Below are 11,870 nucleotides of genomic sequence, written 5' to 3'. Positions count from 1 at the left end.
GCCACCGCCCTCGCCGGGCCACTGCGGGCCCTGCGGGCCACGGGCCTGCGGGCGCTGGGGAGGCACGGGCCGCCGCGGTGGTTCGTCACCGCTCGGCCAGGCCGGGCCGCCGCCCTCGCGCGGCCACTGGGCACGACGGGGTTCATCAGGCTCCTGACCAGGCCAGGAGCGATTGCGGTGGTCGTTCACGAGTGAGCCTCCCAGACCGGCGGTACACCGGGCGCCGTTCTGTGATCGAGTGCCAGCGCTGCGCTACGTCCCCTCACTGCCCGGCCGTCCTCCGGGACGGGCCGTGCGGGGTTCCGTTGCCCGAGACGTACGAACGCACCAGGTGGTTCCAGCGGCACGTCCGGCACACCTCCACCACATGGACGTTGAACTCCCCGACCAGGTTGGCCAGGCGGGCCAGTTCCGTCGGTGTCCTCGCCGAGCCGGAGACGTGCTTGAGCTGTTCCCCGAACACCCAGGACACGTTCGTCAGGCCGTCCTTCCCGCACAGCGGGCAGGGGGCGTCGCTCGGTTCGCCGTGGAACCGGGCAGCTCTGAGCAGGTACGGGTCGGCGTCGCAGACGTCGCGCGTGCCGACACGACCGGAGCGGACGCCGGCCAGCAGCGCTCGGCGCTGCAGGGCGTAGTCCACCACCTGTCGCTGGTTCTGCACGGTGACAGAGTACGTGGCCGTCGTGTGTCCGCCATGAGCTGTGCGGACTAACGGTCTGGACCGCGTGTGCGACACGCCGACCTTTCGATAACGCTCTGGTGAACATCACGGGTGTGGTTCAGGGCGCATTGGGTGATCGTTGGTGTTGGCTACACCACTTCGATGTATCGGCCCGATATAATTCGGCGTTAGGTTGCCGGAGTGTCGTGGAAGTCCTCGAAAGGGGGTGCACCGTGCTGGAGTTCGCCATCCTGGGGCTGCTGCACGAGGCACCGATGCACGGCTACGTGCTGCGCAAACGGCTGCACGACACGCTCGGCATGTTCCGCACCTTCTCGTACGGCTCGCTGTACCCGACCTTGCGCCGGTTGCAGCGGGCGGGGTTCATCGAAGAGGCCGACAGTGACGTCGGGGGAGCCGGAGAGCCCGTCAAGGGCTGGGGCCGGCGGGCTCGGACGGTGTACAAGCTCACAGCGGAGGGTAAGGAGCACTTCGCGAAGCTGCTCGTCGACGCCGGGCCGCAGACCTGGGAGGACGAAGGGTTCGGGGTCCACCTGGCCTTCTTCTCCCGGACACCGGCCGATGTCAGGATGCGGATCCTGGAGGGCAGGCGCCGCCGGGTCGAGGAACGCCGTGAAGGACTCCGGGCGGCGCTCGCCCGGGCCGAGGAGAAGATCGACCGGTACACGCGTGAGCTGCACCGCCTGGGGCTGGAGAGCAGCGAGCGCGAGGTGCGCTGGCTGAACGAACTGATCGCGCACGAGCAGGACGAGCAGAACCGCGGGCTTCAGAGCTGAGACCGCATCCGAAATCGGCAAGACATCACTGAACGAAGGAGAAACCGGCATGGGCGACAACAGCGGCCGCGTACGGGTGGCCATCGTTGGCGTCGGAAACTGTGCGGCGTCGCTGGTGCAGGGGGTGCACTACTACCGCGACGCCGACCCGGCCTCGCGGGTGCCCGGCCTGATGCACGTGCGGTTCGGCCAGTACCACGTCGGTGACGTGGAGTTCGTGGCCGCGTTCGACGTCGACGCCAAGAAGGTCGGCCAGGACCTGTCGTCCGCGATCCTCGCCAGCGAGAACAACACGATCAAGATCACCGACGTGCCGCCGCTCGGTGTGCCGGTCCTGCGCGGCCCCACGATGGACGGTCTCGGCCGCTTCTACCAGGAGACCATCGAGGAGTCCGACGAGGAGCCGGTCGACGTCGTCGCCGCGCTGCGCGAGGCCCAGGTCGACGTGATGGTCTCGTACCTGCCGGTCGGGTCCGAGCAGGCCCAGAAGTTCTACGCCCAGTGCGCCATCGACGCCGGTGTGGCCTTCGTCAACGCGATCCCGGTCTTCATCGCCTCGAACCCGGAGTGGGCGCAGAGGTTCACCGACGCGGGTGTCCCGATCGTCGGTGACGACATCAAGTCCCAGGTCGGCGCCACCATCACGCACCGCGTGCTGGCGAAGCTGTTCGAGGACCGCGGGGTCCAGCTCGACCGCACCATGCAGCTGAACGTGGGCGGCAACATGGACTTCAAGAACATGAAGGAACTGGAGCGCCTGGAGTCCAAGAAGGTCTCCAAGACCCAGGCCGTCACCTCGCAGATCGACCGCGACCTCGGCAAGGCCAACGTCCACGTCGGCCCGTCGGACTACGTGCAGTGGCTGGAAGACCGCAAGTGGGCCTACGTCCGGCTGGAGGGCCGCGCCTTCGGTGACGTGCCGCTGAACCTGGAGTACAAGCTCGAGGTGTGGGACTCGCCGAACTCGGCGGGCATCATCATCGACGCGGTGCGCGCCGCGAAGATCGCCCTCGACCGCGGCATCGGCGGCCCGCTGCTGTCCGCGTCGTCCTACTTCATGAAGTCGCCGCCGGAGCAGTACGACGACTCGACCGCGCGGGACGCGGTGGAGAAGTTCATCACCGGCGACATCGAGCGCTGAGTGCCGAGGGGCCCGGTCCTGGACCGGGCCCCTTTTTTCAGTCCCGGAGCGCGGCGGGCAGGTCCGCGACGGTGTCCAGCACGCGGTGGGCCTGCGCCAGCACGGCCGGATCCGGCGGGAAGTGCGGGTTCGGCACCGCGTAGACGGTCATGCCCGCGGCCAGCGCGGCCTTGAGCCCGTTGGTGGTGTCCTCGACGGCGGCGCACCGCGCGGGGTCCTTGCCCAGCCTGCGGGCGGCTTCGAGGTAGACGTCCGGCGCCGGCTTGCCCGCGGCGACCTGCTCGCTGGACAGCGCCACCTCGACGAGGCCGGTCAGGCCGGTGGCCTCGAGGAACGCCTGGATCAGCACCGGCGGTGACGAGCTGGCGATCGCCACCGGGTACCGCTCGCCGACCGCGCGAACGGCTGCCGCGGCGCCGGGCAGCACGGGCGGCCCGCCCGCGTAGCGCTGGGCCATCTGGTCGATCACGACCTTGGCGATCCGGTCCGGCGTGAGCCGCGCGCCCAGGTGCTCGACCAGGTAGCGCGCCCATTCCGGGGTGCTCATCCCCTGCATCGCCCTGGTCGCCGTGGCCGTCCAGCTGCCGCCGTGGTCGGCGACCACCGCCCGGCGGACCTCGTCCCAAGTCTGCTCGGAGTCCACGAGCACGCCGTCGAGGTCGAAAACCACCGCGTCCATGCCCGTGACCGTACCTACTCGCCCGCCGCCAGGCGCAGGATCGGGTCGAGCAGGCCGGGGAAGCGTTCGCCCAGGTCGTCGCCGCGGACCTGGATCCGCCGGTGCCTGCCGTCGACGGTCATGGTGATCACGCCGGCCTCCCGCAGGATCCGCCAGTGGTTGGTCAGGGTCGACATCGGCACGTCCAGGCCGTCGGCCAGCACGGCGCAGGTCGACCCGGGGTTGCCGGAGGCGCGCCGCACCAGTTCCAGCCGCACCGGATCGCCGAGCGCGTGCAGCACCGGCGCGAGTGCCAGCGACTCGCGAGCGGGGTGGGGTAGCGATCGCATGGGTCGAGCGTAGCAAACAGTTCGACAGTTCGGGATTATCGAACTATGGTCCGGTCCCATGACGGAGATCGGAACGCGCGCCGTGAGCCGGCCGGTGCTGCTCACGCTGACCTGCCTCGGCCAGTTCATGGTGCTGCTCGACAGCACCATCGTCGGCGCGGCGCTGCCCGACATGCAGGAGCGGCTGCACGTCGGGCTCAGCGGCCTGCAGTGGATCGTGGACGCCTACGTGCTGCTGGTCGCCATGCTGTTGCTGTCCGGCGGGGTGTTCGCCGACCGGTTCGGCCGCAAGCGCGTGTTCCTCGCCGGGGTCGCGGTGTTCACGGCGGCGTCCGTGGTGTGCGCCGTCGCGCCGTCGATCGGCTGGCTGATCGCCGGACGGGTGCTGCAGGGCATCGGGGCCGCGGCGCTCAGTCCCGCGTCGCTGGCCCTGCTCAGCGCCGCGCACCCGGTTCCGGCCGAGCGCGTCCGGGCGATCGGGCTGTGGGCCGGGTTCAGCGGGATCGGCCTGGCCGCCGGGCCGCTGGCAGGCGGCCTCCTGGTCGAGGCCTTCTCCTGGCCTGCCATCTTCCTGGTGAACGTGCCCGTCGGCGCGGTCCTGCTGGTGGCCGGCGTGCGCGTCCTGGGCGAGTCCCGCAACTCGGAGGCGCCGTCGATCGACGTGCCGGGCACGGTCCTGTCGGTCGTGGGCGTCGGGGCGCTGACCTACGGCCTGATCGAGGGCGGATCACGCGGCTGGACTTCGCCACTGATCCTGGGCAGCTTCGCGGTCGCGGTGGTGGTGCTCGCCGGGTTCGTCGCCGTGGAGGCCCGCCGGACGGCGCCGATGCTGCCGTTGCGGCTGTTCCGGGAGCGGCTGTTCACGGTGTCGAACACGGCGATGGTCGTGGTGGGTTTCGCGTTGATGGGCTCGTCGTTCTTCTTCTCGCAGTTCTTCGTGCACGTCCAGGGCAGTTCGGTCCTGGTTGCCGGGTTGCGGACGCTGCCCGCGTCGCTCGGCATGGTGGTGGTGAGCCCGTTCGCGGGCAGGCTCGCGGCGCGGCACGGCTTCCGGGTCGTGGTCACCAGCGGCCTGGTGCTGGCCGGGCTGGGCCTGCTGGTGCTGGGGTTCGTGGACGCGAGCACGGGCTACGGCAACGTGTGGTGGCGGCTGGCGCTCACCGGGATCGGGTTCGCGCTGGCCATGTCGCCGTTGACCGGGGCCGCGATCCAGGCGGTGAGCCCGCGGGAGGGCGGGCTGGCGTCCGGGATCAGCAGCACGACCAGGCAGATCGGGGCCGTGCTCGGCGTGGCGGTGCTGGGCGCGGTCGTGCAGACCGGTGCGGGTTTGGGCAGCGCCTTCGTGGTGGCCGGCGCCGTCACCCTCGGCGGCGCGGTGCTGGTTGTGAGCCGATTAACTTAGACAACCTAAGCAATAAAAGCTTAGTATAGCTAAGTGAATCCAGGAGTAGCAGAGCTCGCGCACGAGCTGCGCCCGCTGGTCTTCCGCCTCTACTACGTGGTCCGGCGGCTGACCCCGCAGCACCAGCTCACCCTGACCCAGGGATCGGTGCTCAGCGAGCTGGTCCACGGCGGCCCGCGACGCATGAGCGTCCTCGCCGAGCTGGAGGGCGTGCGGCAGCCGTCGATGACGGATCTGGTCCGCAGGCTGGAGCGGCTCGGCCTGGTTCGCAGGCGCCCCGATCCGGACGACCGGCGCGCGGTGCTCATCGAGGCCACCGAGTCGGGCACGCGGTACGTGACCGACCTGATCACGGCCCGCGAGGAGTTCCTGCGCGAGCGCCTTGCCGCCCTGGATCCGGCCGACCGCGACGCGATCGACGCCGCGCTGCCGGCCTTGCGGAGGCTCATCGATCCGGTCAAGAAGGAGGAGCTGCTCGCATGAGCAGTCACAGTCACGGGAGCCTGCTGGACGCGCTGAAGAACCAGCCCAAGCAGGTGTGGATCACGGCGTTCGCCGCGGTCATCGCGTTCATGGGGATCGGACTGGTGGACCCGATCCTGCTGTCCATCGCCGAGGGGCTGCACGCCACGCCGTCCCAGGTGACGCTGCTGTTCTCGTCCTACCTGGGCGTCCAGGTGATCGCGATGCTGGTCACCGGCGCGGCGAGCGCGAAGTTCGGTCCGAAGCGGACGGTCCTCACCGGGCTGGCGCTGATCGTGGTCGCGACCGCGCTGTGCGCCGCGGCCGGGTCGATCGAACAGCTCGTCGCCCTGCGCGCCGTGTGGGGCCTCGGCAACGCGTTCTTCATCGCCACCGCGCTGTCGGTGATCGTCGGCGCCGCGACCGGCGGGCAGGCCGGCGCGATCCTGCTCTACGAGGCCGCGCTCGGCGTCGGTCTCGCGGTCGGGCCGCTGCTCGGCGCCCTGCTCGGCAGCATCTCCTGGCGCGGCCCGTTCGTCGGCACCGCCGTGCTGATGGCCGCCGCCCTGGTGCTGTGCTCGATCTTCCTGGCGAGCGACAAGCACGAGAAGCGGCCCCCGATCGGGCTGCTCGACCCGCTGCGCGCGCTGAAGCACGCCGGCCTGCTGCGCACCTCGATCGGCTCGGCGTTCTACACCGCGGCGTTCTTCACCGTCCTGGCGTGGACGCCGTTCGTGCTGGACTGGAGCGCCGTCGCGGTCGGGCTGATCTTCTGCGGCTGGGGCCTGTGCGTCGCGGTCGCCGGGGTGGTGCTCGCGCCGAAACTGGCCGCCCGGCTCGGCGAGCGGCACGCGACCGTGGTGTCGGTGCTCGGCTACGCGGTGCTGATGGTGGTGCTCGTGGTGCCGAGCAAGCCGGTGATCGTGGTCGGCGTGATCGTGTCCGGGCTGGTCTCCGGCCTGCTGAACACGCTGTTCACCGGCACCGCGATGTCGATCAGCGGCGCGCCCCGTCCGGTGGCCAGCGCGGGCTACAACTTCTGCCGCTGGCTCGGCGGCGCCGTGGCCGCCACCCTCGTCGGGCACGTCGCCGAATGGCTCGGGTCGGAGCACGCCCCGTTCGTCATCGCCGCGGTCCTGTGCGTGCTGGCCGGGGGTCTCCTCGCGGTCCGGACGAACAGCGCGGATCCGCACCGCGTGCCGCGTGAGGCAGCTCTCGTCGGGGAAGAGCTTTGACTGCCGTTCACCTGTAGTTTGAGGACACCTGGCCTCTGTCGCTTAACGTCACCAGCGTTTCCCCTGACTGAGTGACTGGAGACCAGGTGTCCTTCACCCCCGGGCGGCTGCTGCCCCTCCTTACCCACACGAGCGGCCGGGCCGCCACCACGTGCATCTACCGCTGCGGCAACCAGTGCGCTCACGAAGCGCCCAACGAGTCTTCGAACGAGTACTTCGGTGACGTCGTCAAGGGCATGTCGCGCCGCGGCGTGTTCAAGGCCGGCGCGGTCATGGCCGCCGCGGCCGGCGGGTTCGCCGCGCTGAACGCCGGCGCCACCGCCTCCGCCGCGGTCCCGCCCGCGCTCGCCGGCAAGCGTCCCGGCCGCCCCGTGCCGGGCACGGACTTCACCCCGGTCGCGCCGAACAAGGCCGACGCGGTCGTCATCCCGGACGGCTGGGAGCAGAACGTCGTGATCCGCTGGGGCGACCCGGTCGTCACCGGCGCGCCGAAGTTCGACATCGCCAAGCAGACCGCGGCCGCGCAGGCGAAGCAGTTCGGCTACAACAACGACTTCGTCGGGCTCATCCCGCAGGACCGCCAGGGCAAGCGCTTCCTGATGGTCGTGAACCACGAGTACACGACCGAGACGCAGATGTTCCCGGCGGGCCAGTACGACTCGGCGAACCCGACCGAGGAGCAGGTCAAGATCGGCTGGGCGGCGCACGGCCTGTCCGTCGTGCTCGTGGAGAAGCAGCGCGACGGCGGCCTCGAGGTCGTGCCGAGCCGCTACGGGCGCCGCATCACGCTGGACACCACCTTCGAGGTGCGCGGCCCGGCCGCGGGCTCGAAGTACCTGAAGACCTCCGCCGACCCGACCGGCACCAAGGTGCGCGGCACCCAGAACAACTGCGCCGGCGGCGTGACGCCGTGGGGCACGGTGCTGTCCGGCGAGGAGAACTTCCACCAGTACTTCGCCAACTCGGACAAGATCACCGACCCGGTCGAGCAGGCGCGGCTGACCCGCTACGGCATCGGCAAGGGCACCTCGACCCGCAAGTGGGAGCGCTTCGACAAGCGCTGGGACGTGCCGCAGGAGCCCAACGAGGTCAACCGGTTCGGCTGGGTCGTCGAGATCGACCCCAACGACCCGAACTCGACGCCGATCAAGCACACCGCGCTGGGCCGCTTCAAGCACGAGGCCGCCAACGTCAAGATCACCAAGGACGGCCGGGTCGCCGTCTACTCCGGTGACGACGAGCGCTTCGAGTACATCTACAAGTTCGTGTCGAAGGGCAAGTACAAGCCGGGCACCAGCGCCCACGCCCGCCGCCACAACTCGGCGCTGCTCGACGAGGGCACGCTGTACGTCGCGAAGTTCACCGGCGACAGCCCGGCGAGCCAGATCGACGGCACCGGCAAGCTCCCCTCCGACGGCGAGTTCGACGGCCGCGGCGAGTGGATCCCGCTGGCCAGCGGCGACAAGTCCTTCGTGGACGGGTTCACCGCCGAGGAGGTCTACGTCTTCACGCGCCAGGCCGCGGACAAGGCGGGCGCGACCAAGATGGACCGTCCCGAGGACATCGAGCCGAACCCGGTCAACGGCCGCATCTACGCCGCGCTGACCAACAACAGCGACCGCGGCGCGGCGGGTAAGGCCGGCGTCGACGAGGCGAACCCGCGCATCGGCAACAAGAACGGCCACGTGCTGGAGTGGGAGGAGGACCGCGGCGACGCGGCCTCGACGAAGTTCTCCTGGCGCCTGCTGCTGGTCTGCGGTGACCCGGCCACGGCCGACACCTACTTCGGCGGTTTCCCGAAGGACCAGGTCAGCCCGATCTCCTGCCCGGACAACGTGGCGTTCGACCCGTACGGCAACCTGTGGATCTCCACCGACGGCAACGCGCTGGGCATGAACGACGGCCTGTTCGCGGTGCCGGTCGACGGCCCGAACCGCGGCCAGGTCAAGCAGTTCCTCACGGTGCCGATCGGCGCGGAGACCTGCGGCCCCAACGTGACGAGCGACTTCGTCACGGTCGCGGTGCAGCACCCCGGTGAGGGCGGCACCGTGCAGAACCCGCAGTCGCACTGGCCGGACGGCGGCGACAACCTGCCTCGCCCGGCGGTGGTTTCGGTGTGGCGCAAGCGCCGCTGACCGCAGGCTGAAGGAGCCCCGGGGAACGCGCTTCCCCGGGGCTTCGTCGTACCGGCGTGAACGAGACGTTGCAACGGCTGATCGACCTCCTGCCGCCGCCGCTCGCCCGGCCGGAGCCGCCGCCCTGGGATCGCGCCGTCGAGGAGATCGGCTTCCAGTTCCCGTCCGACTACCGGGCCTTCGTCGATCACTACGGCGGGGGCGCGATCAACGGCGGACTGTACGTCAGTTGCCCGACCGAATTTCCGTATGAACCAGGGGTGCCTCCAGGCTTCGCCGGCTACCTCGAATCGAGGGACAACGCCGGCGACGCGTTCCGCAGCATGCGCGAGGACTTCCCGGAGGACTACCCCTACCCGATCTTCCCGGAGCCGGGCGGGCTGCTGGAATGGGGCGGGACCGGCGGTGGTGACCACCTGTTCTGGCTCACCGAAGACGAGGATCCGGACCGTTGGCCCGTCGTCATCTGGTGGCGCAACCTCGACCCGTGCTTGGAGTCCTTTCCCGGCGGAACCGTCGAGTTCCTGCTCGCCGTCGCCGAGCGGCGCCACAAGTACACCGAGCATCTGCTCTGGGGTACGACCGGTATGCGGTGGCACCCCGCCGGCGACTGGAAGGTGCGGTACCCGTACCTGAGCTGAACCCTCACGCCCGGTCCGGTTTGGGCCGGGCGCCCAGCACCAGCGCGACGCACGCCCCGGCGACCATGCAGGCGCCGACGACCCACAGGCCGGTCCGCTGCGACCCGGTCAGATCCCGCAGCCAGCCCGTCACGTACGGCGCGGCGAAGCCGGAGATGTTGCCCAGCGAGTTGATCAGCGCGATGCCGCCCGCGGCCGCCGCGCCGGAGAGGAACGTCGAGGGCAGCGCCCAGAACGTCGGCAGCGCCGCGCACACCCCCACGGCGCAGATCGTCACCGCGACCATCGCCGCGTACGGGTTGCCCAGGTAGAGCGCCACCGGGATCGCCACGCCGCCGACGATCATCGGCAGCGCGACGTGCCACTTCCGCTCCCGCGTGCGGTCGCCGTGCCGCGCCCAGAAGACCATCACCACCGCGGCGATGACGTACGGGATCGCGGTGACCAGCCCGGCCTGCACGGTGGACAGCTTCGTGCCGAACTCCTGGCCGAACCCGGCGATGATCGTCGGCAGGAAGAAGCCCAGCGCGTACAGGCCGTAGGCGATCGCGAAGTACACGAACGCCAGGCCGAGGATGCGCGGGTGGGTCAGCGCCTTGCGCAGCGGCCAGTGGTGCTCGGCCTCGGTCGCCTTGCGCTCGTTGTCCAGTTCGGTCGTCAGCCAGCGGCGCTCGTCCTCGGTGAGCCACTTCGCCTGCTCCGGGCGGTCGGTCAGGTAGAACCAGGTCGCGAACGCGAGCAGGATCGCCGGGATGCCCTCGACGAGGAACATGAACCGCCACCCGGACAGCCCGAACACGCCGTGCCCGTGCGCGATCAGCAGGCTGGACACGGTCGCCCCGATCGCCGACGACACCGGCACGGCGGCCATGAACAGCGCGACGGCCTTGGCCCGCTGCGCCGCGGGGAACCAGTACGTCAGGTACAGGATGATGCCGGGGAAGAAGCCCGCCTCGGCGACGCCGAGCAGGAACCGCATGATCACCAGCGTCGTGGGGTTGGGCACGAACGCCAGCGCCGTCGCGACGATCCCCCAGGTGATCATGATCCGGGCCAGCCACCGGCGCGCGCCGAACCGGTGCAGCGCGAGGTTGCTGGGCACCTCGAGCGTCAGGTAGCCGAGGAAGAAGATCCCGGAGGCGAACCCGAACGCGGTCGCGGTCAGGCCGAGCTCGGTGTTCATCCCGTTCGGCCCCGCGAAGCCGATGTTGACGCGGTCCAGGTAGTTCACGAAGTACAGCAGGGCAAGGAAGGGCATGATCCGCAGCGCGACCTTGCCCAGCACGCGGTCACCCTCGGCGATGGTCCTCGTCGACATCCCCGCATTGCATGCCACGTTCGAGTGGTTCGTCAAGATCTGCCCAGAACACGTTCGATCTCGTTGCGCGGGTACGGCGTCATCCGGCTCTCGGTGTGCAGGCGGAAGTAGAAGTCGTTGACGAGCGCGGCGACCGGCGCGTGCCGTCGCACGACGTCCGCCGCCGCGGGTGGCAGCGCGGGGAGGTCGCCGGTGCGGATGGCCGTGTTGCGCAGCGGGACGTCGGCGATGCCGCCGAGTTCGCGCACGATCCAGTTCACCAGGTGGGTGAGCACGTAGCTCCGGTCGTGGGTCGCGTGGTCGGCGAGGAACCGGCGCTCGGCGGCGGTGAGGTCGAACCGGGACGCGGCCGCCAGCCCGAAGTCGGTGAGGTAGAGCCGTTCGCCGTCGGTGAGGGTGTTGCCGAAGTGCGCGTCGAAGTGCCACAACCCGAGCCGGCTCAGCGACCGCGTGATGCCGGTCAGGTCCCGTTCGGCCATCCCGCACGCGCCCTCGTGCATCCAGCCGCGCAGGTCGTGCGGCACGTGTTCGAGGAACAGCACCAGGTCGGCCGGCGCCGCGGCGAGCGCCTCCAGCCGCCGCCGCACGCCCGGGTGGCCGTGCCAGAACGCGACCAGCTCCGCCCGCTCGGCCGCGGTCGGCACCGGCCGCGGCCCGGCGTCGAGGACGCGCCAGTGGTGCAGCAGCAGGAAGTTCTCGCTGCCGCCGGCGAGCACGTCGTCGCTGGTCAGCACGTGCGCGGCCAGTTCGCGCCAGGCCCCACCGCCTGCCGAGCCGACCCCGTAGTGCGACCACACCGGCAGCCCGTAGTGGTCGGCGGTCGAACCCGGGTGCGCCAGCTCGACCTCGGTGACCGGCACCCGCTTCACGAAGACCGGCACCCCGCCGACGTCGGCGAGCCAGGTGGTGCCGCCGATGCCCGCGCCGAGCGGCCGGGCGGACTCCAGCGACGCGGTCAGCCGCGGGTCGCTGAGCTGCGCCAATGCGGCGGAGACCCGGGCGTGGCGCGCCCGCCGGGCGCGGAGGGACTGCGACAACGGGATCTCCTCCAGCGGTCCGGGATCAACCAC

The 11,870-nt window shown here is 70.5% G+C and carries 12 protein-coding genes; 7 read left to right on the top strand and 5 right to left on the bottom strand.

Annotated features, from left to right (window positions below):
• Window positions 1–262 precede the first annotated feature (262 nt).
• Window positions 263–661: a DUF5318 family protein gene (locus AMY39116_RS0339035; RefSeq protein ID WP_020423024.1), complete on the bottom strand. Its 399-nt coding sequence runs from the start codon at window positions 659–661 to the stop codon at window positions 263–265.
• 233 nt (window positions 662–894) lie between these two features.
• On the opposite strand from AMY39116_RS0339035, the gene AMY39116_RS0339030 reads away from it, so the two are divergent.
• Complete coding sequence (locus tag AMY39116_RS0339030; RefSeq protein ID WP_017985876.1) at window positions 895–1,458, top strand: PadR family transcriptional regulator; 564 nt, start codon at window positions 895–897, stop codon at window positions 1,456–1,458.
• A gap of 49 nt (window positions 1,459–1,507) precedes the next feature.
• The gene (locus AMY39116_RS0339025) at window positions 1,508–2,599 is read left to right on the top strand and encodes an inositol-3-phosphate synthase (RefSeq protein ID WP_020423023.1); all 1,092 of its coding nucleotides are present in this window, start codon (window positions 1,508–1,510) and stop codon (window positions 2,597–2,599) included.
• Between the two features lie 37 nt (window positions 2,600–2,636).
• On the opposite strand, the gene AMY39116_RS0339020 is transcribed toward AMY39116_RS0339025, so the two are convergent.
• Window positions 2,637–3,278, bottom strand: a complete 642-nt coding sequence (locus tag AMY39116_RS0339020) for an HAD family phosphatase (RefSeq protein ID WP_020423022.1) — start codon at window positions 3,276–3,278, stop codon at window positions 2,637–2,639.
• Window positions 3,279–3,292: 14 nt separating this feature from the next.
• Entirely contained in the window at window positions 3,293–3,607 is a 315-nt protein-coding gene (locus AMY39116_RS0339015) for a helix-turn-helix transcriptional regulator (RefSeq protein WP_027936620.1), read from the bottom strand.
• A 58-nt stretch (window positions 3,608–3,665) separates the two neighbouring features.
• Here AMY39116_RS0339015 and AMY39116_RS0339010 point away from each other — a divergent pair, with 58 nt between their 5' ends.
• From AMY39116_RS0339010 to AMY39116_RS44935, 5 genes are all read left to right on the top strand, one after another.
• A complete protein-coding gene (locus AMY39116_RS0339010; protein WP_020423020.1) occupies window positions 3,666–5,009 on the top strand; it encodes a DHA2 family efflux MFS transporter permease subunit in 1,344 nt (447 codons plus the stop codon).
• 33 nt (window positions 5,010–5,042) lie between these two features.
• Window positions 5,043–5,492, top strand: coding sequence for a MarR family winged helix-turn-helix transcriptional regulator (locus tag AMY39116_RS0339005; protein WP_027936619.1), 450 nt, complete (start codon window positions 5,043–5,045; stop codon window positions 5,490–5,492).
• Window positions 5,489–6,706, top strand: a complete 1,218-nt coding sequence (locus AMY39116_RS0339000) for an MFS transporter (protein ID WP_020423018.1) — start codon at window positions 5,489–5,491, stop codon at window positions 6,704–6,706. The genes AMY39116_RS0339005 and AMY39116_RS0339000 overlap by 4 nt, the downstream gene beginning before the upstream one ends.
• 86 nt (window positions 6,707–6,792) lie before the next feature.
• Complete coding sequence (locus AMY39116_RS0338995; RefSeq protein WP_020423017.1) at window positions 6,793–8,841, top strand: PhoX family phosphatase; 2,049 nt, start codon at window positions 6,793–6,795, stop codon at window positions 8,839–8,841.
• Between the two features lie 56 nt (window positions 8,842–8,897).
• A complete protein-coding gene (locus AMY39116_RS44935; protein ID WP_020423016.1) occupies window positions 8,898–9,482 on the top strand; it encodes an SMI1/KNR4 family protein in 585 nt (194 codons plus the stop codon).
• A 4-nt stretch (window positions 9,483–9,486) separates the two neighbouring features.
• On the opposite strand, the gene AMY39116_RS0338985 is transcribed toward AMY39116_RS44935, so the two are convergent.
• Both AMY39116_RS0338985 and AMY39116_RS0338980 read right to left on the bottom strand, forming a co-directional pair.
• Window positions 9,487–10,800, bottom strand: a complete 1,314-nt coding sequence (locus AMY39116_RS0338985) for an MFS transporter (RefSeq protein ID WP_020423015.1) — start codon at window positions 10,798–10,800, stop codon at window positions 9,487–9,489.
• A gap of 32 nt (window positions 10,801–10,832) precedes the next feature.
• Window positions 10,833–11,870 carry a hypothetical protein gene (locus AMY39116_RS0338980; RefSeq protein ID WP_020423014.1) on the bottom strand — a complete coding sequence of 346 codons (1,038 nt, stop codon included), beginning with the start codon at window positions 11,868–11,870 and terminating at the stop codon, window positions 10,833–10,835.

The organism is Amycolatopsis sp. ATCC 39116 (assembly GCF_000231075.2).
GTDB classification, from domain to species: Bacteria; Actinomycetota; Actinomycetes; order Mycobacteriales; family Pseudonocardiaceae; genus Amycolatopsis_E; species Amycolatopsis_E tucumanensis.
The sequence above is the reverse complement of the archived record's forward strand: the minus strand, read 5'-3'. Positions and strand labels throughout refer to the sequence as shown.

Excerpts from the sequence above, each read along its gene's own strand:
- AMY39116_RS0339025 (WP_020423023.1), top strand. The coding sequence starts at position 1,508 with ATGGGCGACAACAGCGGCCGCGTACGGGTGGCCATCGTTGGCGTCGGA.
- AMY39116_RS0339020 (WP_020423022.1), bottom strand. The coding sequence starts at position 3,278 with ATGGACGCGGTGGTTTTCGACCTCGACGGCGTGCTCGTGGACTCCGAG.
- AMY39116_RS0339015 (WP_027936620.1), bottom strand. The coding sequence starts at position 3,607 with ATGCGATCGCTACCCCACCCCGCTCGCGAGTCGCTGGCACTCGCGCCG.
- AMY39116_RS0339010 (WP_020423020.1), top strand. The coding sequence starts at position 3,666 with ATGACGGAGATCGGAACGCGCGCCGTGAGCCGGCCGGTGCTGCTCACG.
- AMY39116_RS0339000 (WP_020423018.1), top strand. The coding sequence starts at position 5,489 with ATGAGCAGTCACAGTCACGGGAGCCTGCTGGACGCGCTGAAGAACCAG.
- AMY39116_RS0338985 (WP_020423015.1), bottom strand. The coding sequence starts at position 10,800 with ATGTCGACGAGGACCATCGCCGAGGGTGACCGCGTGCTGGGCAAGGTC.